The organism is Lactobacillus sp. B3795, from assembly GCF_026535805.1.
In the GTDB taxonomy this organism is placed as follows: domain Bacteria; phylum Bacillota; class Bacilli; order Lactobacillales; family Lactobacillaceae; genus Apilactobacillus; species Apilactobacillus kunkeei_C.
Genome location: NZ_JAFNPE010000001.1, coordinates 36,515 through 62,248 on the forward strand (window position 1 = coordinate 36,515; position 25,734 = coordinate 62,248).

Annotated in this window: 25 protein-coding genes and 1 other annotated feature; of the genes, 17 read left to right on the top strand and 8 right to left on the bottom strand. The window is 37.4% G+C overall.

The window, feature by feature from the left end:
• Positions 1-752: 752 nt before the first annotated feature.
• Complete coding sequence (budA, locus tag J3U50_RS00190; RefSeq protein ID WP_301945303.1) at positions 753-1,472, top strand: acetolactate decarboxylase; 720 nt, start codon at positions 753-755, stop codon at positions 1,470-1,472.
• 39 nt (positions 1,473-1,511) lie between these two features.
• Here budA and J3U50_RS00195 read toward each other — a convergent pair whose 3' ends face one another.
• Positions 1,512-2,672 (bottom strand): hypothetical protein, encoded by a 1,161-nt coding sequence (locus tag J3U50_RS00195; protein ID WP_301945304.1) that lies wholly within the window; start codon positions 2,670-2,672, stop codon positions 1,512-1,514.
• A gap of 193 nt (positions 2,673-2,865) precedes the next feature.
• Here J3U50_RS00195 and J3U50_RS00200 point away from each other — a divergent pair, with 193 nt between their 5' ends.
• The gene (locus J3U50_RS00200) at positions 2,866-3,597 is read left to right on the top strand and encodes a YdhK family protein (RefSeq protein WP_301945305.1); all 732 of its coding nucleotides are present in this window, start codon (positions 2,866-2,868) and stop codon (positions 3,595-3,597) included.
• A 39-nt stretch (positions 3,598-3,636) separates the two neighbouring features.
• Here J3U50_RS00200 and J3U50_RS00205 read toward each other — a convergent pair whose 3' ends face one another.
• Positions 3,637-4,389 carry a sulfite exporter TauE/SafE family protein gene (locus J3U50_RS00205; RefSeq protein ID WP_301945306.1) on the bottom strand — a complete coding sequence of 251 codons (753 nt, stop codon included), beginning with the start codon at positions 4,387-4,389 and terminating at the stop codon, positions 3,637-3,639.
• A 113-nt stretch (positions 4,390-4,502) separates the two neighbouring features.
• Here J3U50_RS00205 and J3U50_RS00210 point away from each other — a divergent pair, with 113 nt between their 5' ends.
• Positions 4,503-5,060: a TetR/AcrR family transcriptional regulator gene (locus J3U50_RS00210; protein WP_301945307.1), complete on the top strand. Its 558-nt coding sequence runs from the start codon at positions 4,503-4,505 to the stop codon at positions 5,058-5,060.
• A gap of 99 nt (positions 5,061-5,159) precedes the next feature.
• Complete coding sequence (locus J3U50_RS00215) at positions 5,160-5,864, top strand: class I SAM-dependent methyltransferase (protein WP_301945308.1); 705 nt, start codon at positions 5,160-5,162, stop codon at positions 5,862-5,864.
• A 37-nt stretch (positions 5,865-5,901) separates the two neighbouring features.
• Here the strand turns inward: J3U50_RS00215 and J3U50_RS00220 are convergent, their stop codons facing one another.
• A complete protein-coding gene (locus tag J3U50_RS00220) occupies positions 5,902-6,630 on the bottom strand; it encodes a gamma-glutamyl-gamma-aminobutyrate hydrolase family protein (RefSeq protein ID WP_301945309.1) in 729 nt (242 codons plus the stop codon).
• Between the two features lie 186 nt (positions 6,631-6,816).
• On the opposite strand from J3U50_RS00220, the gene J3U50_RS00225 reads away from it, so the two are divergent.
• From J3U50_RS00225 to J3U50_RS07310, 9 genes are all read left to right on the top strand, one after another.
• The gene (locus J3U50_RS00225) at positions 6,817-8,439 is read left to right on the top strand and encodes a peptide ABC transporter substrate-binding protein (protein ID WP_301945310.1); all 1,623 of its coding nucleotides are present in this window, start codon (positions 6,817-6,819) and stop codon (positions 8,437-8,439) included.
• A gap of 389 nt (positions 8,440-8,828) precedes the next feature.
• Positions 8,829-10,445 (top strand): peptide ABC transporter substrate-binding protein, encoded by a 1,617-nt coding sequence (locus J3U50_RS00230; protein ID WP_301945311.1) that lies wholly within the window; start codon positions 8,829-8,831, stop codon positions 10,443-10,445.
• A gap of 116 nt (positions 10,446-10,561) precedes the next feature.
• On the top strand, positions 10,562-12,247 hold the full coding sequence (locus J3U50_RS00235; protein ID WP_301945312.1) for a hypothetical protein: 1,686 nt from the start codon (positions 10,562-10,564) through the stop codon (positions 12,245-12,247).
• A gap of 145 nt (positions 12,248-12,392) precedes the next feature.
• The gene (locus J3U50_RS00240) at positions 12,393-13,274 is read left to right on the top strand and encodes an ABC transporter ATP-binding protein (protein WP_301945313.1); all 882 of its coding nucleotides are present in this window, start codon (positions 12,393-12,395) and stop codon (positions 13,272-13,274) included.
• On the top strand, positions 13,274-14,131 hold the full coding sequence (locus J3U50_RS00245; RefSeq protein WP_301945314.1) for an ABC transporter permease: 858 nt from the start codon (positions 13,274-13,276) through the stop codon (positions 14,129-14,131). The genes J3U50_RS00240 and J3U50_RS00245 overlap by 1 nt, the downstream gene beginning before the upstream one ends.
• 33 nt (positions 14,132-14,164) lie before the next feature.
• Positions 14,165-14,620, top strand: a complete 456-nt coding sequence (locus tag J3U50_RS00250; protein ID WP_054608495.1) for a LytTR family DNA-binding domain-containing protein — start codon at positions 14,165-14,167, stop codon at positions 14,618-14,620.
• A gap of 6 nt (positions 14,621-14,626) precedes the next feature.
• Positions 14,627-15,055, top strand: a complete 429-nt coding sequence (locus J3U50_RS00255; protein ID WP_301945315.1) for a DUF3021 family protein — start codon at positions 14,627-14,629, stop codon at positions 15,053-15,055.
• Positions 15,056-15,152: 97 nt separating this feature from the next.
• Positions 15,153-15,950, top strand: coding sequence for a CPBP family intramembrane glutamic endopeptidase (locus tag J3U50_RS00260; RefSeq protein ID WP_301945316.1), 798 nt, complete (start codon positions 15,153-15,155; stop codon positions 15,948-15,950).
• A gap of 103 nt (positions 15,951-16,053) precedes the next feature.
• On the top strand, positions 16,054-16,755 hold the full coding sequence (locus tag J3U50_RS07310; protein ID WP_301945317.1) for a CPBP family intramembrane metalloprotease: 702 nt from the start codon (positions 16,054-16,056) through the stop codon (positions 16,753-16,755).
• 44 nt (positions 16,756-16,799) lie between these two features.
• On the opposite strand, the gene J3U50_RS00270 is transcribed toward J3U50_RS07310, so the two are convergent.
• Positions 16,800-18,170 carry a class II fumarate hydratase gene (locus J3U50_RS00270; protein ID WP_301945318.1) on the bottom strand — a complete coding sequence of 457 codons (1,371 nt, stop codon included), beginning with the start codon at positions 18,168-18,170 and terminating at the stop codon, positions 16,800-16,802.
• A gap of 120 nt (positions 18,171-18,290) precedes the next feature.
• Between J3U50_RS00270 and J3U50_RS00275 the strand changes: the two genes are divergently transcribed.
• Both J3U50_RS00275 and pnuC read left to right on the top strand, forming a co-directional pair.
• Positions 18,291-18,644, top strand: coding sequence for a hypothetical protein (locus J3U50_RS00275; protein WP_054608490.1), 354 nt, complete (start codon positions 18,291-18,293; stop codon positions 18,642-18,644).
• Between the two features lie 208 nt (positions 18,645-18,852).
• A complete protein-coding gene (gene pnuC / locus J3U50_RS00280; RefSeq protein ID WP_034532248.1) occupies positions 18,853-19,605 on the top strand; it encodes a nicotinamide riboside transporter PnuC in 753 nt (250 codons plus the stop codon).
• Between the two features lie 40 nt (positions 19,606-19,645).
• Here the strand turns inward: pnuC and J3U50_RS00285 are convergent, their stop codons facing one another.
• A complete protein-coding gene (locus tag J3U50_RS00285; RefSeq protein WP_301945319.1) occupies positions 19,646-20,818 on the bottom strand; it encodes a tetratricopeptide repeat protein in 1,173 nt (390 codons plus the stop codon).
• 125 nt (positions 20,819-20,943) lie between these two features.
• Between J3U50_RS00285 and J3U50_RS00290 the strand changes: the two genes are divergently transcribed.
• Together J3U50_RS00290 and J3U50_RS00295 are read left to right on the top strand one after the other, a co-directional pair.
• Positions 20,944-21,798: a YgcG family protein gene (locus J3U50_RS00290; RefSeq protein WP_301945320.1), complete on the top strand. Its 855-nt coding sequence runs from the start codon at positions 20,944-20,946 to the stop codon at positions 21,796-21,798.
• A 16-nt stretch (positions 21,799-21,814) separates the two neighbouring features.
• Complete coding sequence (locus tag J3U50_RS00295) at positions 21,815-22,426, top strand: LemA family protein (RefSeq protein WP_051592219.1); 612 nt, start codon at positions 21,815-21,817, stop codon at positions 22,424-22,426.
• A 55-nt stretch (positions 22,427-22,481) separates the two neighbouring features.
• Here J3U50_RS00295 and J3U50_RS00300 read toward each other — a convergent pair whose 3' ends face one another.
• The 3 genes from J3U50_RS00300 to J3U50_RS00310 all read right to left on the bottom strand — a co-directional run bounded on the left by J3U50_RS00300 (position 22,482) and on the right by J3U50_RS00310 (position 25,669).
• The gene (locus J3U50_RS00300) at positions 22,482-23,126 is read right to left on the bottom strand and encodes a hypothetical protein (RefSeq protein ID WP_301945321.1); all 645 of its coding nucleotides are present in this window, start codon (positions 23,124-23,126) and stop codon (positions 22,482-22,484) included.
• A 92-nt stretch (positions 23,127-23,218) separates the two neighbouring features.
• A complete protein-coding gene (gene brnQ / locus J3U50_RS00305) occupies positions 23,219-24,601 on the bottom strand; it encodes a branched-chain amino acid transport system II carrier protein (RefSeq protein ID WP_301945322.1) in 1,383 nt (460 codons plus the stop codon).
• A gap of 123 nt (positions 24,602-24,724) precedes the next feature.
• Positions 24,725-24,960, bottom strand: a binding site (T-box leader).
• Positions 24,961-25,015: 55 nt separating this feature from the next.
• The gene (locus J3U50_RS00310) at positions 25,016-25,669 is read right to left on the bottom strand and encodes a hypothetical protein (protein WP_301945323.1); all 654 of its coding nucleotides are present in this window, start codon (positions 25,667-25,669) and stop codon (positions 25,016-25,018) included.
• Positions 25,670-25,734: the final 65 nt, after the last annotated feature.

Genomic DNA, 25,734 nt, shown 5'->3' on the forward strand with positions numbered 1-25,734 from the left:
CGAAGAGTTGGTTAACAGCTTAATCGTTATCGCAACTATTAAGATTGTTAGTCTTCCCTTTGTTTAATCCTCGCGATTAAACTCTAGATGCTTATTTATTAGAATATGATTACTTGATTTAGATGCCCCTGAATTTGTCTAGCAAGTGATTTATGCACCTTCAGAATTGCTTAAAAGCCGTGGAATTGTAGCATAACATAACACCAATAATAATAAATTTTGGTTGTGCATCGACTCACTGAGAACCACAACAAATTACTATCATGAAATCGTGTAACCTTAGTCTAACTTTCTTTGAGAACTTTATTCATACACTTTCTTATAAAACTATCTCTAGTTCTGCTGCTTATCAAGTCGCGCTGGTAAGTAGCAGATAAAAATCCGTTAATTTATGAATTTCCCCGAGTTTGTAAATTAATTCTCTCGTCCATAAGTAGATAAATAAAGTTAAAACATTTATTACGTTTGCATGTGTTCATATAAATATTACTATGCACTTTCATGGTATGCTCACTCCAGAAAAACGATTATGAATTCTTCCCTGAATATAATTAGTAAACAAAGAGCAAACCAGTTCTTACGTGAATCGATATTCCATAAATAAGCTGATCGTAAATTAAAATTGTTCAAGGCACTGAGTGATTTTAATTTTTCCATCAATAACCGATACTGTCGTAGGTATCGGTTATTTTTTTATCTATATTTAATGTGTTGTGATAAACTTGAATAAATCAATTAGGAGATGAAAAGTAATGAATAATGCTAATACTAATACCTTGTACCAATACGGTACATTAGCAATGTTAGTTCCCGGATTATTCGAAGGAACTCTACCATTAAAAGAACTATTAAAACACGGTGATACCGGTATCGGTACTGGTGACGGGTTAGATGGTGAACTAGTTATCTTAAACGGCGTTGCTTACCAAATCGATGGTGATGGTAAGGTTAACGAACTAGATGATGACTTTATGGTGCCATTCGGTGACGTGCACTTTGCTAGTTTTGAACATTTAGCTAACGTGCATGCACTAGTTAAGATGGAAGACCTAGAAGAAAAGGTATCTTCCAAGTTAGACTGGAACAACGTGTTCTACGCTGTGAAGGCGCACGGAACTTTCAAGTCTGTAAAGGCTAGATCAGTTCATAAGCAAGAAAAGCCATACCCAACCCTTGTTGAATGTGCTCATAAACAAAACGAATTCGATGCTGAAGACGTTGAAGGAACTGTGATTGGATACTTCTCACCGCAAATCTTCAATGGTGCAGCCGTTGGTGGATTCCACCTTCACTTCTTGGCTGACGACAAATCAGTAGGGGGCCATTTACTAGATTTTGAAATGGTTTCTGGTGATATTAAGGTTCAAAAACTTGATGAATTAGTGCAAAAACTACCATCATCAAATGATGACTTTATGAAACACGATTTCTCAAAGGATGACATCGCCGGTGCCATCGGAGAAGCTGAATAAAAATAAAAAGGACTGACATTTTTGTCAGTCCTTTTTTATCTACTTAGTAGTAGTGGTATTAGTGTTGGTAGTACCAGTTGATTGGTTTGTGTTAGTAGTTCTTGAAGTGGTGGTATTAGTTGAAGTAGTTTGCTTTGGTGTAAATACTTCACGGAATACCCATCCTTCTAATGAAGAAGCGTATACGTAAACCTTGTAGTTGCCTTGTTTTTGGTTGTATTGGTACCATTGATCACCGTTTGCTGGGGTGTAAGTCTTTGGAAGAATTACACGACTATCACCTGGGTTGTATAGTGATTGTAGACCAGTGGTTCCGTTAGCTAGTTTCAATACTAGTGTGTTTGATGAGATAGCGTAAGGTTGGTTGTTGTTGATGGTAACCTTGTAGCTCTTGCCATCTATTACTAACATGTCGTTTGAATCGTCGACCTTCATCGCCTTAACGGGATCACCAAACTTAAGAACAGTCTTACCAGTATTAATTGGAGTGTTCAATGCGTAGTAAGCATCTTTAGCTTCCTTAGTGCTTAAATCGTTGCTAGGAACGGTCTTCTTGCTGGTAATGTAAACGGGAACGCGTTTGATCCAGTCTGACTTAGTGGTCTTAGTAATCCAGATACCGTTCTTGATTTCTGGAACGCTTCCACCGATTAGCATCCATTGACCGTCATTTAATTTTCTAACTAAAACAATTTGGTTTTTAGCAATGGTACTCTTCTTGATGATCTTCTTGGATTGGATGGTGTTGTTTTTAATAGCATATCCGTAAACAGTGGTCTTCTTTGTAACCGCGTATAAAGGAACGTTATTATTAGTGTTAGTAGTTACCTTAGTAGTTTTCTTAGCGGCAGTTTTTTTAGCGACTTGCTTCATCCAAGTAGTCTTAGCTTGGCTAGTTGTTAGAACGGTGTTCTTAGGAGTCTTAACACCAGTAATCTTCCAAGTGTTTCCCTTCACGTGAGTGACGGAGATTTTGACTCCCTTTTTGATGTTAACCTTTTTTAGAACTTTCTTAGATATGTTCTTCTTAACTACCTTGTGTTCGGTTGCCACAATGTTCTTAGTAGTGGTAACGACACGTGCTTGATTCCAGTAACTGGAAGATTTGCTTGGTAGTGAGCTGGCATTGGCAGCAACAGCAGGTGTAGCAATTAAGACAGCACCGGCTAAAGCGGTCATGATGCTTTTTTGAAACTTCATGTATGAATCCTTCTTTCATATAATATTATAACTATCTTAACTTATAATTAGATTTTTTTCTACATCTTCAGAAGATTGTAATTTTTTTTAATATTTCGGGTTACATTTGTAGACAAAGAAAGGCGGATTTGATATATTCTTAATCAAGCAAGATTATTTAATGTAAAACATATTTTATAAGGGGTGCCAAATAATGAAGAAAAGAAACATTATGACTTCACTTTCAGTTGCTGCTTTATCACTATCATTACTATCAGGTGTAGCTGCAAATGCTGATTCAATGAGTAACATGCATGACATGTCATCAATGAAGATGGAAAAGAAGACTACTAAGAAAGCTACCAAGAATTCTGCTAAGAAATCATCAATGAAGATGACTAAGAAGTCAGCAAAGAAGACTACCGCCAAGAAATCAACTATGAAGATGACTAAAGAATCTTCAAAGAAGATGAACATGAAACACTCAATGATGGGTGGCATGATGATGGATGGTTTAGAAATGAACATGAACTCTAAACTACCAAAGGGCTTGAAGAAAGCTACTCATGCTAAATTCCACGTTGGCCAAAAGGTAACGCTAAAGGCTAAGCACATGGAAGGTATGTACAACGCTAAGGCCACTGTTGCCGGTGTCTACAAGACCGACCTATATGAAATTGACTTCATGCCAACAAACGGCGGCAAGATGGTTAAGAACCACAAGTGGGTAGTAGCTAGCGAACTAAAAGCAAAGGGTGCCCTAAAAGCTGGTAAAAAAGTAACTGTTTTAGCCGATCATATGTACGATATGAAGGGTGCTAAAGGTAAGATTGTTAAGGTTCACAAAGGACCTGCTTACGTAGTAACATTCAAGGATACTAAGACTAAGATGGTTATGAAGAACCACAAGTGGTTAACACAACAAGAATTACAAGCAATTAAATAACAATCAAAAAAGACCTGACAAACGTCAGGTCTTTTTATTTTATAGTAATGATTTAATTCCAAGTAGGACTAACATGATTCCAATAAATGGTTTTAGGTAATTACTAATTGAGCTCTTAGCAAGACCACTAGCTAACATTGGGGCAACAACAGCACCAACGATTGCTCCGGCGGTTAGTGGTAGTCCGGCGTGCCAATCGATTGATCCACCGGCTAAATGGAATAACATACCAACAGTGGACATGAACGCCAACACGTATGTTGATGTGGCAGTTGCGTTGAATGTTTCAAGACCTAGGATGAATAGTCCGGCAGTGATGACTGCACCACCACTCATTCCAGCAACTCCAACCATCAGACCGGCTAAACATCCGTATAGGGATGCCTTTAGGCGATCGTGGCCATTGTTATCGATGGCTGCTTCGGATACGGGTTTGGTTTTTCTAAGCATGTTAACACCTAAGATAATCATGATTAGACCGATAATCCATTTGTAAAATGAATCCGGGATGAAATGAGATAGGATGGAACCAACTACTACTGATGGTAGTGCGGCAATTAGCATTTGGTTTCCAATTTTGACGTCAATTTTTCCTTGGCGGTAGTAACTGATTGCCCCGATGATTAATGGAGGTAAACTAGTTACCAAGGAAGTAGATGCTGCATTGGCCGCGTTTAGACCGATGACTCCGGTCAAAATTCCTAGATAAATGGCACCTCCACCACCACCTAATAGGATGGTTAGCATTCCAACCGCGACTCCAAAGACGACTAAAAAGATAATACTAGACATGATCATAATCCTCTCTAAATTAAGTTATTTGCTTTTTTACTATTTATTAATTACAATATGTAATTATAGCATTCAATATGTAATTATCAATTTATATGCTTGGAGGCATCGATGTGAGAACAGCGACAATTTCAAAGAAAGATATTATAAAAACCGCAATCATCATGATTGAAAAGGGTGACAAAATCACGTTTTCCATCATTTCTAGGAAGATGAAGATTACATCTCAATCGTTATATAACTACTTTAAGAACCAAAAGGAATTAGAGTACGCAATTGTTGGGACTGTTATTTCATCAGCTTGTACAATTGCCCAAGCCAAAACATTCGGCAAAAGTGGCCATGATGGCGTCATTTCACTATCTCTAATGTTTAGAAAAATGGGCGTCAGACACATCAATTTGGCGCAATTTGTGATTTCACATCACCGTACCAACCAATACAAAATTGTGACGGATGCCTTTAATGAATTGAAAGTTTTATTGGATCGCATGCTGGAAAGTTACATTGAATCAGATAAGCTATTAAAGGCCAGTCGATTAATTAGAAGCCTGGTGGTTGGCGACATTTTAAACGTCGGAACTGGCTGGTTTAAGAGCCCAGAGGTGAGGGCAGAATCCAGTTTCGTTGAGATGTTAAATCTTAGTTTAAATGCTTTAAAGAATTCTTAATTCATCGATTTTATTTGAAAAATCAATTTATTTTTTAAGTAATTTGGATTATATTTGTTATTATATATTCAGAGTGTTTTTTAGAAAGGATACATAATAATGAAAAAAATTACCGGCTGGGTAAAGCATTGGTACAGATACAAGACTGATGAACCATACATTATTGCTGCTGCAATCATTGGGGCACTATGTCTTTTAGGATCAATTGCTTTAGACCACAAAAAAAGATTTTACATGTACGTTTTAATCTTAATTTTAATTGCGATTTGGGCACTATTTAGAAGTGTTACCTTCAAGAAGAACTTCGTTCGTCAATTCGTTGATGAAAATAAGTTCGAAGGTAAGGATAAGGGATTAGATTTAGGTACAGGTACTGGTTATGCTTTAATCAAGCTAGCTCGTGATACTAAACTAAACAAAGTTTATGGTGTTGAAGATAAATACCAATACACCATCAAACGCCTTGAAAAAAATGCATACCTAGAAAACGTTAAAGACCGTATTGAAATTACCACTGCAGATATCGAAAACCTACCATTCGATGATAAGGAATTCGATGTTATCACCGCTATCTCTGCAAATGGTAACCAATTGAGTACCCCTAAGAAGTCAGTTTACACCGATATCGCTTTTGAAATCGCTCGTGTAGTTGCTGATAAGGGAACCATCTTTATGGTAAACACTCCTCGTATGACAAAGAAATATGCCAACGAGTTCGAAAACAGAGGACTAAAAGTTGAGTACATGCACAGAAGATTCGAACGTTTCTTCTTCCTACGTGCAATCAAAGTTACCAACAAATAAAAAAGCCGACCTGATTAGGTCGACTTTTTTATTTTGTCTAGAAGTGGTGAACACGGTTGAAGAAGTCAACGAATAGTTGGTTTTCTTCATCGTATTGATCCCACATGTTTTCTGGGTGCCATTGCACACATTGAATTGACTTGTCGTCGTTTTCTAGTCCTTCAATCATACCATCATCGGCACGGGCTACGACGTGAAGTCCTTCGGCTACATCCTTAGCTGCTTCGTGGTGGAATGAGTTAACGAACGCACGCGCACCAAATGTCTTGGCTAGCAATGAATCTTCATCGATACTAATGTGGTGTACAGGTGAGTATCCGATTGCTTTTTGTTCGTGTTGTAATTGTGGTAATCCGTTTTGTGGGGTGAATTGAGCACCGATGTCTTGGTACAATGTTCCGCCCATAGCAACGTTTACGATTTGTAATCCGCGGCAAATTGCTAGGATTGGTTTGTGCATTCTAATTGCTTGTTTAACTAGCGCTAATTCGAATTCATCTCTAGTTTCAAATGTACGACCAATTTGGGCAATTGGTTCTTCGCCGTAATACTTAGGCAATACATCTGGACCACCGGTGAAGATAACTCCATCGACAGTTTCTAATAATTCAGCAGCCATGCTTGGCTTTCCAACCGGAAAGATAACTGGAGTGATGTTGTTGTCTAGCAAACAATTCATCAAGGTCCTTTGGGCAAAATGACCTTCTCTTTGACGGAAGGGTTCATCTTGGCTAAAGATGATGTCTGATGTAACTCCAATACGCATATGAATCAGTCCCTTTTTAAATTATAGTGATAATATAGCTATTCTATCATTTTATTTGATAATTGCCACTGATAATCATTAGCGTACGATATTTTCAATTGCATTGGCTTTTTAGATGTGCTATTTTTGATAACATATTGTGGAGAATTATGATGGAATAATTTTCAAACAGGGGGATGAAGTTTTATGAAGTTCAAGTCAATTGCAAAACTAGGTGTAGTGGCGTTTGCCGCAACAATGGTGCTTGCCGCTTGCGGTAAATCATCAGATAAAACATCTAGAACAGATTCATTGAATTGGATGAGTAATACAACATTGACCACCCTAGATCCTTCTAAGGCTGTCGATGTTACTAGTGATCAAGTGCTATACAACGCAATGCGTGGTCTAGTAACTCCCGATAAGGGAAACAAAATCGACCTAGCAATTGCTAAGAGTTACAAGATTACTAACGGTGGAAAGACTTACACTTTCACCTTAAGAAATACTAAGTGGAGCAATGGTAAGAAGGTTACTGCCGGTGACTTCGAATACGGAATCAAACGTAGTGCTGACCCTAAGACCGCTTCACAAATGGCTTATTACATGGCCAACATTATGAACTACGATAAGGTTAAGACTGGTTCAATGTCAGCTGACAAACTTGGTGTTAAGGCAATGGGCGACGACAAGTTGCAAATTACTTTGACTAAGCCACAAGCCGACTTCCTAAATGTCTTAGCATTACCTGTCTTTTACCCACAACAAAAGTCTTACGTTGAAAAGTACGGTACTGCCTACGGAACCACTTCAGACAAGATGGTATACGACGGACCATTTGCTGTTACCAACTGGAAGGGTAGTAACGACGCTTGGACACTATCCAAGAACAACAATTACTACGATAACCACAACGTGAAGTTAAAGGACATTAACTACTCAGTGATTAAGGACCCACAAACCGCATTGGATGAATACCAATCAGGTAAGTTGGATCAAACACTATTAGCTGGTAAACAACAAGTTAACACTTACAAGCACAACAAAGACTTTGTGAACCATAAGCAATTCATGGTTCAATACCTTTCAATCAACCAAAAGAATGTTCCAGCGCTAAAGAACAAGAACCTAAGAAAGGCATTATCATTAGCGATTAATCGTGAAGAACTAACTCAAAACGTCTTGGGTGACGGTTCATTTGCAGCTAGAGGATTGGTTCCAGATACTTTAGCATACATGAACGGTAAGGACTTCAACGACTACGCTACTGTTAAGGATGCCACTACTGGTGACATGACCAAGGCTAAGCAACTATGGGCTAAGGGATTAAAGGAAATTGGTAAGAAGACTGTATCAATTTCAATCATGAACAACAACGACCAAACCAGTCGTGCTGTCACTGAATTTTTACAAACTGAATTGGATAAACTTCCAGGCCTAAAGGTAACTGCACAAATCTTACCTAACAACGTAGCTTCCGGTCGTTCTCTAAAATCAGACTACGAACTATCAGTTTCTGGTTGGGACCCATCAATTAGTGACCCAATCTCACCACTACAAACTAAAGTATCAACTAGTCCAATTAACACTTCTAAGTGGGGTAACTCAATGTATGACATGTACATTGACCGTTCCAACAACGAAGATGCTAACAACAAAGACAAGCGTTTCTTTGATCTAGTTAACGCTCAAAAGGTCATCCTAAACGATCAAGGAATTATTCCATTGATTCAAAAGGCACAACCTGAACTAATGAAGACAAATATTCATGGCGTTAAGTACCTAGGGAATGGTCCAGTTTGGGACTTCTCTCACGCTTACATTAAATAAATCATAAAAGCCACCAAAATTTTTGGTGGTTTTTATTTTGGCTCAAAGCTTGCTACCGTTGATTTTTGATGACGTTTAACAACCAAAGTTCGGTTTTTGCGACAAAAAAAGCGAGTCATTAGAGTTGCTAAAAATTTCATTCGGATGTATTATGCTTATAAATTATAAGGAGGGGTTCATTATGAAGATGTCTAACGAAGAACAAATGTGTTGTTGTCAGTATCGAAGCATGAACTCTATTCTTATTTTCTAATCAAGAAAACGTTTTTTAATTAGATTATAACAGGGTGTCATGGTTCGGCTTTTTAGCGTAGAATCATGACGCCCTTTTTCTTTTTTTAGATGGCCATCTATGTAAAGAAGTACTTATTAAACAAAGGAGTATGGATATGAAGAAGTCACGGATATTATCAATTGTTTTGACCACAGCGTTATTAGGTTTGGTATTAACTGCTTGTGGTAAGAGTCAATCAAGCAACAAGAAACATCTAAATTGGACTACCAATGCATCAATTTCCTCACTTGATCCATCAAAGGCCGTTGATACTAATACTCAACAAGCCGTTTATAATGCGTTTTCTGGTTTAGTATCTCCAGATGGTAGTAACAAGGTGCGTTTAGCAACCGCCAAGAGCTACCACGTTTCAAAGGATGGTAAGACATACACATTCGAATTGAAACACACTAAGTGGAGTAACGGCCAAGAATTAACCGCTAAGGATTTTGAATACGGAATCAAACGTAGTGCTGATCCAAAGACTGCCTCACAAGAAGCTTACTACATGGCTAACATTGAAAACTATGCAGCCATTTCTAAGTCACAACTATCACCAGATAAGTTGGGGGTAAAGGCAACTGGTAAGTACACACTACAAATTAAACTAATTAAGCCACAACCATACTTCTTGAACTTATTAGTATTACCAGTGTTCTACCCACAATCAGAAAGCATTGTTAAGAAATACGGTAAGAGCTACGGTACTACAAGTAGCAAAATGCTATACAATGGTGCATTTAAGATTACTAACTGGACTGGTACTAACGATTCATGGACTTTAACCAAGAACAAGGAATACTACAATGCTGACAAGACAAAACTAGACAGCATCAAGTACACAGTTATTAAGGACCCACAAACTGCTCTAAACGAATACCAAAGCGGTAAGTTAGATCAAACTACTTTAGTGGGTAAACAACAATACAGCAGTTACAAGAATTCAAAGGACTTCCACTTGAGAAAGATTTACAGTGTAAGATACCTATCACTAAGTAACAAGAACGAACCAGCCTTTAGAAATGTTAACATCAGAAAAGCTCTATCATTAATCATCGATAGAAAAGAATTACTAAACGATGTTTTAGGTAACGGTTCAACCCAAGCACGTGGAATTGTGCCTGATACTTTAGCATCACGTAACGGTAAGGACTTTAACGACTACGCTAGCGTTTCCGATGCAGTTAACGGTAACGTTGAACAAGCTAAGAAACTATGGAAGAAAGGTCTAAGTGAAATCGGCAAGAAGGACTTAACCATCTCAATCAACAGTAACAATGGTGAAGATGCTAAACCAATCGTTGAATTCATTCAAAACCAATTCTCCAAGCTACCAGGTCTAAAGGTTAACCTAACATTACTTCCAAACACAGTTGCGACTGCTCGTTTCCTAAGCGGTCAATACCAAGTTGCTGTAACAGGTTGGAGCCCATCAATCAGTGATCCAATCTCACCTCTAAACATTAGATACTCAACTAATGCAATGAACACAGCTAAGTGGAGCAATGCTGAATACGACAAGTTGATTGATAAATCAAATGACGACGACGCTTTGAACCCAGCAAAACGTTGGAATGATTTAGTTGATGCTCAAAAGGTATTATTAAACGACCAAGGTCTAATTCCTCTATTCCAACCAGCACAAGCTGAACTAATTAAGAGTGATATTCACAATGTTCGTTTCTACGGAAATGGCCCAATCTGGGACTTCTCTGAAACTTACGTTAAATAATCAATAAAAAGGTCATCCGTTATCGGATGATCTTTTTACTTTTTTTAAATTATAGTTTTTTATAATAATGTTATAATTATAGAATATTAAAAAGCGATTAGGGGAATTTAATTATAATGAATCAAAAAAGTAGACTGCATGACTTCTGGCGCAATCATTCGATTTTTTTATTGATTTTTATGGTCATGTCTTTTATGAGTGTCACAATCATGTGGCACAGCAAGTCTATCATGGTTGGATCTGACTTGATTTTTCATTGGGAACGCATTTGGGATTTACGTGAATCATTAGTTAACAAGAGTCCGTTTCCGCTTGTAGCATTAAACGGTTATAACCAAACCGGTTCTGCTGTGATGGCATTGTATCCACAGTTAGGGATGCTACCAATTGCTTTACTTTCATTAGTAATCAAATCGTTTATTCCGTTGGTTTATATCGTCTTGATTCTAAGAAACTTCTTTGCATTACTTGTTGCATATTTCGCTAGTTACAGTTATAACCGAAGCCGCAAAATCAGCTTCGTCTTTGCATCCGGTTACACATTAGCTACCACAATTTTGTTCCACGCGGTGCTTAGCTATGACATCGGTCGATCATCATCCATTATTTATTTACCACTAGTTTTATTTGGTTTTCTAAACCTACTAGAGAAAAATGACTGGATTGAATTAACTCTTGGTATGAGCGCTGTCATCATGTGTCACGTGGTGAATACCGCAATTACCATTTTGTTCTTAATTGTGATGACATTAATTAATCTTGCTAAGATTCTTAAAAAAGATAAGATAATTGCACTAAGTAAAGCGGTGGGAGTAACCGTCCTTGTAACTGCACTATATTGGATTCCGTTTGTCATTATTGTCGGTAATAACTCGATTAGTTTACCACCATCGTATTGGAAACTTTATGGAGCTAGCATTAACACTTGGTATTTATCAATTATTCATAATAGTGTGAATCCATACTTTAGTGTGATTAATCTACTTGGATTGGTATTTGGGATTGTCTTCTTCACACGTTTGGATAAATATTCTAAGCAACTATTGTTCGTTGGAATCGGCTTTCTAGTCCTATGTAGCAAGTTGTTTCCATGGGATTTAGTGGCCAAGACGAGTCTTAACGCCTCGCTTCAATTTACATGGCGTTTAAATATCATTCCGCAACTAATTTTCTGCTATATCTTTGCTGAAATCGTTGTGAAGATGTTTAGAAAAGAGTCGTTTACTTGGGCTGCAATTACGGTAGCAACATTGTCGATTTTATTGCTTCAATTGAATGCGCAACAAACGATAGTCAACGAAACAAAAGGTTATATTGAATTGAGTCATAAATTCGTAGCTGACGGTAAAAAGTATCGTTTGGATAATAACCATGATTTTAAAGATATACTGTTCAGTAACTATGGCTTTGTTGATTACTTCCCAAGTGCTGCTGTGAGTTCTTTTGATAACACTAATAAGCACATTGCCACCTATAACGGTAATCAACGACTAAAAGTGAAGCTATTAGGTGATGGTAAGTACTCATTTAAAGCACCAGTTTCGATTAAGAAAATGGCATTGCCATTCCTACACTACAATGGGATTGCTTACGAAGTACGCGTCGATGGTAGGGTCGTTAAGACCAAGGCTAACAAGCATTCTCTACTAACGATTTCCCATCTTTCAGCTGGTCGTCATCATGTTCAAATCATCGTGCACAGAACGAAGAAAGAACTACTCTCATACTTGTTTGCGATTGTTGGAATTGTTTTATTAATTGCCGCAATTGTTAAGAAGTACGTGTTTAACAAGAATAAATAATAAAAAACCACAAGTCGATATAACTTGTGGTTTTTATTTTGTCTTTATTACCACTTAGCGAGTAAAAAATACCACTTATCCAATATTGCATTATTTATTTCCTCCATTGACTTATTATTACCATATCGAATAGGAGGTCAGGTAAATGTTAGAAGTAAAAGGTTTAACTAAAACATTCAAGAATAAAATTGCAGTTGATCACATCGATTTGCAAATTAATGATGGTCAACTTGTCGCTTTTCTAGGTCATAACGGAGCCGGAAAATCGACAACCATTAACATGTTAATTGGTCTATTAAAACCAGATGAAGGAGAGATTCAACTAAACGGCTTGACCCCCAATGATAAAAATTACAACGATTCATTAGGTGTTGTCTTCCAAAATAGTGTTCTAGATAAATCTTTATCTGTCGAAGATAACTTAAAGATTGCTGGCAGACTTTATAAGAATTTTGATGCTGATTTTCAAAAGGATTTGCTAGATAAGTTAGAAATCAAATCCATTCAAAAACAAAAGTATGGCTCATTATCCGGTGGACAAAGAAGACGTGTCGATATTGCGCGTGCATTGCTAAGTAAGCCAAAATTATTATTTTTGGATGAACCATCAACTGGTTTAGATATTCAGACCAGAAATAAGATTTGGGAAGTGCTAAATGAGCTACGCCATGAAATGGGATTAACCATTATATTGACAACTCACTACTTGGAAGAAGCTGATCAATCTGATTGGGTATATGTACTGGATAAGGGAAAGATTGTAGCCTCTGATACTGTTGACAATCTAAAGGCGCGTTATGCACAGAATACATTGATACTTTACGTAAACGACTTATCCACTGTGGATAAATTATCCATGCTTGATGACGTTAAAGTTTTGCACAATAAGGTGTTATTAAAAGTTAATTCATATCAAGAAGCAATCAGCATTATAGAAGAATACAAAAATGATATTTCAGACTTTGAATATATTCACGGATCAATGGACGATATCTTTATTGCTTTGACCGGAAAGGAGATTAAGTAATGATTTTAGCTAGTTTAATCAATCGTAATTTGAAATTATATTTTAGTGATAGAAAGCGCATTATCTTTTCACTAATGGGTGCACTAATCTCGGTGGTCTTGTACGTGGTTTTCTTGAAAAATAACATTCAAAAGGGCTGGACAGGTATTGATGATGGGGTCAAACTACTGGATTATTGGTTAATTGGTGGAACCATTGCGATTACTGCCATCACAACTACTGGGGATGCTTTGCACCAAAGAATCTATGATATTGAAAGTAAACGCATGGATGACCTAATGATGACCAATGCGAATAAATCAGTGATTGATATGAGCTACGTCATTAGTGCTACTTTGATTGGCTTGATGATGCAGGTAATTGTTTATGTCATCCTATCAGTTTTATTCATGTTGATGGATCAACTTCCCTTTAACTTTGCTATTTCGGGTCAACTATTGGGCGCAATGTTGATTGGTAGTGTGGTTTGGACACTCTTCAACATGATTATCTTGATGTTTGTTAAAAAGGCATCAGTAATCCCATCATTGAATGCGATTATTTCCAGTTCTGCGGGTTTCTTTGCGGGAGTCTACATGCCATTAGGATTGCTTCCAAGTGGTGCCAGCAAGATTCTAAAGTATACACCTGCTCCCTACGATGCTTCGCTGGTAAGAAATATTTTGATGGACTCACAAATAAAGACGAGTTTTCAACATGTGGATAGTCACGTGCTAAGTAATTTTAAATCCACAATGGGACTTGTGATTAATGGCTTGGAAAAATCAATCGGGGATGCATGGGTATGCGTATCATTTATCGGTGTTTTCCTAATTGCATTTGTGATGCTAACTAGATTTAGAAAAAATGCAAAGTAGTTATGATAAGATATAAAAAAGGAGGTGGGTAGATTGAAGATTGATTTTAATAAGGATGGTCGATTGAACGATGACGAAATTAACGTGTTGGTCAGTGCCAAAGAACTAACCCCTGAAGTCATTGACCTACTATCGATGCTAAAGGATGCATCGAATGAAAATGATAATTGGCTTCCAGTTAATACTAACGACCGTGTTCAGATGATTGCTGTTGATGATATTGTCGGCATTGAGGTCTATCAAAATGAATTGAATATCTACACCACTGAGGAACAGTTTGTCACCACTGGGACTTTAAAAGATATGTATGAAAAATTGAAAAAACATCACTTTATTCAAATCAGTAAATCCGCGATTATCAATATTGATCACTTAGATTATATGGAAACAGCATTTTCAGGAAACATGACGGCATTTTTAACTAATGATTTAAAGTTAAATGTTAGTCGTAAGTATTTACCTGGTTTGAAGAAAAGTCTAAGGATGTGAGAAATTATGAACTTATTTTGGAATCTATTTAAGCGTTTCTTTATGGGGATGTTGTATGGATCATTTTTATATGTAGTTACCGGATTGTACTTTAATAGCAGTTCCTATAACATATCTGATAGGTTAATCTTTTTATTCGCAAGTGGATTAATCGGATTATTGAGTGTGATATTTAAGAGTGAAAGAATCGGTATTGTATGGGAATTTGTCATTCATGGTGCTTTATCATACATGATTGTTGTCGCATTGAATCTCGTAATTACACCATATTTTGATTTTTGGAATCCAAACATCTTTATCACCTTTACCGTTGAATTCATAGTCATTTATGTGATTATTTGTAGCAGTAGCATCGCTATGTTTCATCGTTCAACCAAAGAAATTAATGATGAAATCACTAAACGTAAACAAAAAATGAATCAAAAAAATAATTAAGAAGAGCTTAAAAAAGCAGCCGATAATGGCTGCTTTTATTTTGTTTTAACTTAGTATGATAGAATGAACCTATAATTAATTTAACGGATGTGATTAAATGTTAAACCAAAAGATTAAGGATAATTGGAAATGGATCTTAATTCCAATCATCTTGATTGCAGAATTGTTAATCGATGATTACGTGATGCCACATGTTTATAAATTTGTGTTCCATCTATTTGCCTTCAATCCAGTCGAACACTTCTACACTTACTTAAACATCTACAAGATTGTGTCAATTTTGGTAATTTGTTTATTGAACTACTGGATTATCAAACAAAAGATATTCTTCAAACCCAGTGAGACCAAGGTGGGGTGGCTAGTATTTCTAGTTATCTGCTTTACCATTGTACTTACATGTTTTACGCATAAGAACTTCTGGATTGCGTTAGACGTTGGAACCATTGCTGCGTTACCCGAAGAATTGATGTTTAGAGGAATCATTCTAGCATTTGTATTAAAACTAATGACGAGAAAATCAACTGATCAATGGAGAATCATTACCAGTTTGGTTATTTCTGCGTTAATTTTTGGTGGTTTCCACTACATTAACCTTACCAGCCAATCATTTGCTTTTACTTCTCTTCAAGTGGTCAATGCAGCCGCATTAGGAATGCTATTGGGTGCCGTATACATTAAGAGTGGGACCATCATCGTTCCAATGGCGCTTCACTTTATTTATGATTTCTTGGTGACATTGATTAAGGGAATGTCAGCAACCAACTATACAAATGTCCAAACTAACCAATGGTGGGGCCTATCTATGTATGTCTTGATATATTCAATCGTGGCGGTCTCAATCATTAATTACAAGCCATCTGACAACAAAATTTTACCAAAACTTAAGAATTTATAGCACCGTTCAATGGTAAAATACGTCTTGAGTATTATATAAGAGTATAAAAATCAAGAGTTTAAAAATGTTTTTCATTGATAACATCTAGAAAGAAGGATGAACGGTGCGTAACAGTGACACTTGGAGATCGGACCACCTCTTAAAACGTGGTTTCATCGGTTTTTGCCTAATCTGCATGGTTGCTAGTTCAATTCAGTTTATTCCTGTTCAATATATTCAATCTAATCAGGCCAACGTTAATAATGTGGCTTTAACTATTGAATTCTTTGGTGCCTACATCATTATGCTAAACTTCGCGGTTTACGCGTACAGACGATACGGTAACGGGAATATATTTAAGGTGCTAAGTCTAAAGGACTATCAACTAACAGCTTTCGCAACTGTGATGGCATTTTTAATTGCCCAGGCTTATATTTACATGTTCGATATTTTCTTCCAAAATAGATTCCAAATTGAAGCAATCCACTTTTCAGAAGACCTGTATAATAATACATGGTCGTTAATTCTATTAGTGATTGGGTTCGTCTTCTTGTCTCCAATTCTAGAAGAACTGGTATTTAGAGCCTACATCCTAGACGTGGCGTTCTCCGATAAATGGCGATGGTTAGGTGAGATTGTTTCCGCATTATTCTATGGATTATTCCATATGAGATATCATAATCTATTCTCGTTTATCTTCTTTGCCCAATATGGTTTTTGGATGGCCTGGTTATATAACCAAACTAGAAACGTTAGGGCCGCAATTTTGATGCACATAGTATTAAATGCTGTGACGATATCGATTGTTGGTTATTATTATCACTAAAAAAGCAATGCCTCATTCTGGCATTGCTTTTTGTGTACATTTAATTATTTGTTTGGGTGAGTCATGTTTGAAACGTTGACCCACTTGTCGAAATCTTTTTCATCAATATTAAAGTGTTGAGCTGATTTCTTTAGGGTGGTGTTATTTTTTTCAGCCCATTGGGCGATTTTGGCGCTCTTTTCGTAACCAATGTGAGGGCTTAAGGCAGTCACTAGCATCAATGAATTGTTCAATAGTTCGTTGATGCGATCGACGTTTACAATTAAACCATCAACTAATTTTTCGGTGAATGACTTAATTGATTCATTCAACAATTCGGTACTTTCCAAGAAACTATCGATGATGATTGGTTTGTAAACGTTCATTTCGAAGTTTCCTTGGCTATTAGCAAAGGTAATGGTAGCGTCGTTTCCAAATACTTTTGCGGAAACCATCGTCAATGCTTCAATCTGAGTAGGGTTGACCTTACCAGGCATGATTGATGATCCCGGTTCGTTACTTGGAATTGATAGTTCGTTGTATCCAGCACGAGGTCCGGAAGAAAGAAAACGGATATCGTTTCCAATCTTGATTAAATCGGATGCCAAGGTCTTAAAAATACCGTGAACCGAAGTGATTTCGGAATGGTCGGCCAGACCATGGAACTTGTTTTCTGCCACTTTGTAGTTGGTGTTTTCGTTGTGATTGATGGTATCGACGACGTCTTGGTCAAAACCATTTTTAGTGTTTAGACCAGTTCCGACGGCGGTGCCACCGATTGGCAATTCTAGTAGTGATTGTTTGATGGCGTTTAAAGTGACAACGTCGTGTTCAAGTGTTGATTTCCAACCACTTATTTCTTGGCCGACTGTGATAGGAGTGGCATCTTGTAAGTGAGTACGACCAATCTTGATGATTGATGCGAACTCATTTTGTTTCTTATCAAACGATGCGATTAGGTTTTCAACGGTCTTAATGACACTGTTGGTGGCTTGATATGCTGCCATCATCATGGCGGTAGGGAAAGTGTCATTTGAGCTTTGTGATTGGTTGACGTGATCATTTGGATGAACGTGGGCGTCTGGGTGTAGTTTATTGGCAAGGTTTGCGACTACTTCGTTGACGTTCATGTTGGTTTGGGTTCCACTCCCGGTTTGATAAACGTGAAGTGGAAAGGCATCCTTATAGTCGCCATCGATTAGTTTGTCGATTGCTTCGTTGATGGCGAAATACTTTTTATCATCTAGTGTTTGATTATTGTGGTTAACAAAAGCGACGGCTTTTTTAATCTTCAACAGTGCATAGATGACTTCCATTGGCATGGTGCGACCAATGTTAAAATTATGTAGACTACGTTGCGTTTGGGGGCCAAATAAAGCGTCTTTAGGGACTTTGACCTCACCTAATGAATCGTGTTCAATGCGAAATTCCATCATATCAAGTCCTTTTATTAGAATATACGATAATTATAGCCATTTTCCTTAGCTCTTACTACCGAAAACATTATCCAAATGATACAATAGAATATACATATTATGTAGGAGTAGCAATATATCATGCATATAGACTTAAGATTTTTTATCGCTGAACTACTTGTCTTATGGATGCCGTTATCCATCGTAGTTTTGGTGTCAGAATTGCTTAAATTTAACTGGTTTCTGACTGGATTGTTATTACTATTGGTATACTTCTTGGTAGTCTTGTTTAACAGGGCTAACAGGGTGGTTTATTTTCTTTTCCACGTGCAAAAGCAATCAAGTAACCAATTGTTAGAATCAATCATCTTCTTTTTGGTGCTATTAATTTCAGTGATTCTGTCAGTAAAACTATTTGACGATTCCGCGGTCGGAATTATTGTGTTTATGTTGATCAGCACACTAGCTGGTTCTGTCGTAATTGACGCAAAATAACCACAGATAGTTTCAAAAATAAAAATAAAAAATTTAATATTTAATTATTACTGTAATTTCGGTAATTTGACCCCTATCTCGACTTTTGGGACCCTTGCAAAAAATATTGAGCATGGTAGTATATATAGTGTTGTTTTTAAGAAAGAACACTATATATTGTATGCATACATATTTTAGGTTCCAAATATAGAGATAGGGGTTTTTCATTGTGTCAGCTTATTTTAAATTTTTGGCCCACCAACTAAAGGGTTGGCCACAACAAAATTACTACTTATTCTTCTTTAGTTTAGGTGCTCAAGTTATGACATTGGTAAATGCACCAATTACATGGCTTTCAATTTTAACTTTCATCGGTACTACCTTAGGGGTACTATGTGTCCTTGCAATTAACGCTGCTAAGTCAGTTAACGGGGTGTTGGGAATTCTATCAGCAATCTGCTTCATCATTGTTGGTTTCTCAGCAAAGAACTACTTAAGTATCGGTGAACAATTAGCATACGTTATTACATTAGACATTCCAGTGCTATTAAGTACAGACTGGAACGTGAACATGGTTTCAAAGATTAGAAAGTTCACTGCTAAGAGTTGGGCAATTTCAATTATCTTCACTCTAGCCGTTTACCTAATTTCTGGTTTCGCAATCAAAGCACTTACTAACGAACCACGTCCATTCTACGATGCCTTTAGTTTTGCTGTTTGTTTAACTGCCGGAATCATCTGTTTCCTACGTTACAACAACCAATACTTCTGGTGGTTAGCTTCAGGTCTAGCCCAAGTCGTTCTATGGTTCATCACATTCAGAGAAGGATCAGCAACTCTTGCGATGTTTGTTAACTCAGCAATTTACGTTGCTAACGATATCCTAGCCTTCACTGTTTCTCCATGGTTCAACGAACGCGAAAAGAAACGTTTAATGAAGGAAGAACAAGCTTACGCTGAAAAAGTGGAAGCTGACGCTTAATAATCACAAAAAAAGCTACCAATTATTGGTAGCTTTTTTATTATGCTTTGATATCTGTATCGACGATGATTCGAACACGTGAATCGTTGATGTTGAAGTCATCATGAATTTCTAGTAATTGGTTAAATGTTTCATCCTTAACACCGTTGATGGACTTGTTTTTGATGTTATCCAATGTAATATCATCATTGAAATAGTCCTTGGCCAGTGCAAGAGAGAACTTAATCATATTGTCTGAATCAAAGAAAATCTTATTCTTGTAGACGTCAAAAATACGGGTGTCGTATTCAAATTTTTCGTCTGCGCTTAGTTGTCGATCCTTTAATTCCAATGGACTCTTACCGGCTAATAATAGGTATGAGTAGCAGTTTGTTTCATTATTAATTAGTTTGTAGAATGTAAACGTCAATTGAGGTTCGATGTTTAGACCACAAACGTCATAAATTTCCGCTCCCATGTCGATTAGGGTATATCCTTCGCCTAGCATTAATGAAAGATGATTGTGTTCTTCGAACAATGGTAGGTGGGCTGGTAGGAACTCTTCGAAGTTGGTTTGTTCAAACCCGTGGTTAGAGTTGAATTCGCGAATGCCGTTTAGCTTTTCGGTAGTGGCATCGGTTGGAAACATTTGAACATTGGCATCGTATTTGTTTTCAATCTTGTCAAAGCTCATCTTCTTGAATGTTCCGATGGGACTATCGATTAGAGCGTGTGACATTGATTGACCGATAAGGTAGTCGGTAGCAAAGATTGGATCCTTGCTGTCAGTCATATCGGTCATTTCTTCGATTGCCTTTTGAGCTGGACCATAGAAACGATCGCCTTCAACACTGTTGTTCAAGGCGCGTTCCATTAGTTCGTTTGCTTCGGCAATGTTGCCGTTATTCATTAGGATTTTACCTAAGTAATAGTTGGCAGCCACGTACTTGCTATCGTATAAGATTGCTTGTTGAAATAGATGTACTCCGGTTGGATCTAATGATGAGCCGGATTCTGTAAAAATAATTCCTAGTTTAGTTAAAATTTCAGAACGACTTGGAATTTTTCCTTCGATTTCTTCAGTAGTCATAACCCCTGCTGGGTATTGTGAGATAGCAGAGCTTAGTAAAGAAATGGCGTCGTCTCTTTTATTGTCATCGATACATTGTGTAGCTAATTCGATGAATTTATTTAATTGTTGGGCTTTGTCTTTACCCAATTCAATAGCGTCCATTTGAAAACTCCTGACTTGAATTTATATATCTATTATAATCATTTTTGCTAAAATAAAAAACTTTACTATTAATATGGATTTATGTAATATTGAAGCTAATCAAAAGGGGGAAGCGAGGAGATAGATTGAAAAGACTGAAATGGCTGGCTTCGATTGTCTTGCCATTGGTTGCTTTGATGTGGTTTGTACCAGTTACAACGCATGCAGAAAGCACCAATCCAACACCTACCAAAGAGTATGTTGTTGATGATTATGCCAATATATTGACTGATAAGACAAAACAATTGGTAATTAATAAAGAAAAAGAATATCAAAAAACTAAAACACAACCTCAAATTGTCATGATGACCGTGAAAAGTACCGGGAATCAAGATATTGACGGTTATTCCGATAGCTTGCTAGACAACGCTAGATGGAAATTTGGTAAGAAGGGTTTGGACAATGGGGTATTAATCTTATTTGCCCAAAACGGTGGTAAGAACAATGTCCGTATCTCCACCGGATACGGTGTTGAAGACATCCTACCAGATGCTACCACCAACCAAATCCTACAGGCTAACAAGTCGTTGTTGAAATCAAGCAGCAACGATGAGATTAACCAAGGATTGCAAAATACCTTTAACCAGGTAGCCACTATTCTAGACAAGCGCTATGCCAACAAGTCATTAAATGACGCCAAAGCAGAGGCAGAGAAAAATAATAACAACACATTTGCCGGTGTTTTATTGGCACTCGTGATTTTAGTTATTATTGGAACTGCCATCTGGGTATTAAAGAGTAATGGCGATGACGACGATAACCACCGTAATGGCGGTGGCAGCGGTGGTCGCTATGATTCCGGAGATGCATTCTTATTAGGCGCATTGCTCGGTGGATTAGGTGGCTCCGGTAGAGGCGGTTCATTTGGTGGTGGATCATCAGGTGGATTTAGCTCGTCTGGAGGCGGCGGAAACTTTGGGGGCGGAGGTTCCTCAATTTAAATTAAGGAGATAAATTATGATTGAAAATAAACCATTTTACAAAAAAGGCTGGTTCATATCACTAGCAGTTGTTGTCGTTTTATTATTTGCTTTAATTGGTGGATTCATCAAGTCTGCTAACAGCATGGCTACCAGTGAACAAGGCGTTGAAGAACAATTAGGTCAAGTCCAAACAGTCCTACAACGTCGTGCTGATTTAATCCCTAACTTGGTTAACGCCGTTAAGGGTCAACAAAAACAAGAAAAATCAGTATACAGCGACATCACTAAGGCGCGTACTCAATACTACAACGCCAAGAACCAATACAATAATGCCAGTTCAACTTCCGATAAGGTAAACGCCTTGAATACTCAAGAACGTTCATTGAACATCTTGGTTGGATCAATTAAGGAAGCATATCCAAACCTTGCATCTAACTCAAACATGCAAACATTAATGGTTCAACTAGAAGGTAGTGAAAACCGTATCAGTGTTGAAAGAAACAGATACAACCAAGCAGCTAGGGCTTACAATGACAAGATTGTTAAGTTCCCAGGTTCAATTGTTGCTGGAATGACTGGTCACAAGAAGGTTAACTACTTCACAGCTGATTCAAACGCTCAAAACGCACCATCAGTTAACTTCTAATTATATATACGCAAAAATAAAAAACGTTGAGATTAATTTCTCAACGTTTTTTTTATTACTTCACGATGTCGATAGCTTTATTAACTTTCTTAGCGTGAATTTGTGATAGTGATAGTTTGTTGTGCTTTTGACTGATAACGGATTTCTTAGTGTAGTTGTCTTGAGTAACTAACAGCATATCTTCGTTGTTACCTTTATCGACCAATTGAAAGGCATCTGGACTAGTTACGATAATTGTTTGATGTGGGCGAATTGGTTCGTTTTCCCAACTTTGTTCATAGCGATTCAATTTGGCTTGTTCATTGGCATTCTTGTTGGTGTAAGCAGATGAGTAGGCAAGTGGTTGATCTAGCTTCTTGTCCTTACCATCAACCTTGGCTGAAGCTAGTAGTTTAGTGTTGTTTACGATTTGGCCGGCGGTTAACATCTTATCTGAATTGTTAGTGGCTTTGAAACTGTATAGAACCATGTCGAAACGTTTCTTACCATTGTTATCGTAGCTAGTACCACGATAGGTCTTGTAGAAAGTAATGCTACCTTTTTTAGTGACCAGTTTAGTTTGGTTGTTTTCGTTTATTAATTTAACGTACTTAGTGGGTTTAGTTGATTGATCCGCTTCTTGCTTAGTCTTGGAATTTGAACATGCGCTAAGTGTTACAACTGCTAATAAAGCAAATCCAATAATTGATAATTTTTTCATATTGCGCCTCCACGTAATTTATACAACTTTATTTTAGCACTTTTCAACACAAATAAAACGGCTACCCCCAATGGATAGCCGTTAAGTTTTTATTAAATTTTGGCTTCCTTATGACCGGAAGTCTTGTAGATGATTAATCCGATGATGGCACCAACGATAGCTGGAATTACCCAGTCCATACCAATTGAGGCAAACGGTAAAATCTTTTGTTCCGCATTGATTAATGTACGGATGAAAGAGATGTTTGAGATAACTGGTGGAAAGGCTGCCAACATATCGAAGAATGCTGGGATTAGAGTAAAGATAATGGTGAATAGGTAAACGTTTCTATCCTTGTTAAATAGTGGTGAGCATAATGCTAGGATGATTAATACAATCGCAAATGGATATAGGAACATCAATACTGGAGTTGACCAAGTGATGATAAGTGATAGACCTTCGTTTGCAATGATAAATGATATGAAGCAGTTAAATGCTAACCATTGGTGGTATGAGAAACGAGGGAAGTGTTCGTGGAAATCTTGGGCGAACGCAGCAACAAGTCCTACGGCTGTGGTAACACAGGTTAGAGTCATCAATGTTGCTAGTAAGGCGTGGCCGGTAATTCCTAAGTAGTGACCCATGAATTGGTTGAAAGTAGTTCCACCGTCATCAGTACTAATCTTGAATAGGTTCAATGAAGTGGCACCAATCCAGATTAGGATGATGTAGATGATTCCAACCAATGCTTCGGAGATTAGACCGGCTCTGGCAGTTACCTTTGCATTTGACTTAGGAGATGTCTTTCCTAGTTGGTTAACAGCGGAAACAACGGTAACCCCAAAGGCTAAACCAGCCAATGCATCCATGGTGTTGTAACCCTGCAAGAAACCATTGAAGAATGATTGGTGTTGGTAAGCTTGGGTAACTGGTTGTGCTGAAGCAGCACCCATTGGATGTAAGAATGCCAATAAGAAGGCTAGGAACAATAGTGCCAAGAATAATGGGTTTAAAATCTTACCTAGGTTATCGATGATACTTGATGTTCGATATGATAGATAGAATGTAGCAATGAAGAATAGTGCGGTGAAGATAAACATTGCTAGTTTGATGTAGTGATCAGGGATGAATGGTTGAATCCCAACTGTGAAGTTAACGCTGGCAGTTCTAGGTGCGGCAAACAATGGTCCCAATGTTGAATGAACTAATACCAAGAAAATGATTGCAAATACTGGTCCCAGTGGTTTGGCAATGTCGTATACTCCCTTGGCACGAGAGATACTGATTGATAGAACTGAAAGTAGTGGTAATAATACCCCAGAAGCTAGAAAACCTAGCATGGCAGGTACCCAGTTGGCACCTGATAATTGACCCAAGTGAATTGGGAAGATTAGGTTACCCGCACCGAAGAATAGTGCGAATAGCATTGAACCGATGATTAGATATTGTTTGATTGACAATGGTTTTGTATTAATGTCTTTGATTTCGTCTTGCATAATAAGCGCTCCTTTAATAATTGTGTTCTTGATTTGTTATATGTGCTAACTACTCACAACGTTTTTCATAACCATCATCTCCTTTTTTTAAAGCAATAAAAAAGCACCCTTAGCTCGTATTGAACCAAGGGTGCTTTGTGCACGGTACCACCTTTAATTGCTAGACAAATAGTCTAGCCACTTCACGTACTAACATACGCTAACACTGTAATGGGTGTACCCAATATACGTTACTCTCCAACGGATTTCGGTATATAGCTCCAAAGATACTTTCGCAATTTAGTAGTTATCCCGTTTCCAGAAAGTAGGGACTCTCTTGAACTAGCCGAATTGTTACTCTGCTTTTTCATCGCTTTTTTAAACAGATTTATTGAATATAAAAAATATATCAGCAAAATTTATGAAAGTCAAATTTTATTTTAGAGAATCTAATTCATCGGTAGAAATGAATTTCTTGTCTACTAATTCAGGATGACTTTGTTTAAAGACGTATTCCTTAATTGGTTGCTTGGTAGGAACCGATGTGTAAATCTTGAAATCAGTGAACTTGTCGGCGTTACTTGTGACCATGACATTATAACTTTCATCACCATTAACCTTAAGTGTAGCAGGCCAGTATGTGTTGATTTCATATAATGATCTGATGTACACGGCGTTAGTTGTACGGTATCTTTCCATTACCAATGGACCTGGACCAGATACTGGGTCGGTTGGATGATCACCCCTAAAGATGTAGTCGCCGACTTGAATCTTGGCTTGATTACCGTAGTACCAGTCACCGTAGAAATCACGGGTGATTGGTTTGTAGATTGGACTAGCAGGAATTGGAATAGTGTATTGCTTTGGTTGTTCTTTTTTCTTAGCAGTTTCTTTTTTGCTGCTTGAACTAGATGACATAGAAGATGAACTACTGCTAGTTGATACAGTAGAACTTGTTGCCTTTGAGCTGCTTGATTCAGCAGTATTATGGGGTTGATCGTTATGTTTAACGGATGCAAACGCCACTGTTCCTAGGATTAAAACAGCAACAATTGATATAACAGAAATGATTACTTTTTTACTGTTCAAAATAGCACTTCCTTTCTTACTTAAGTATGTTATCACTCTTGAACAATAAAAAAAGAGTTGAACAT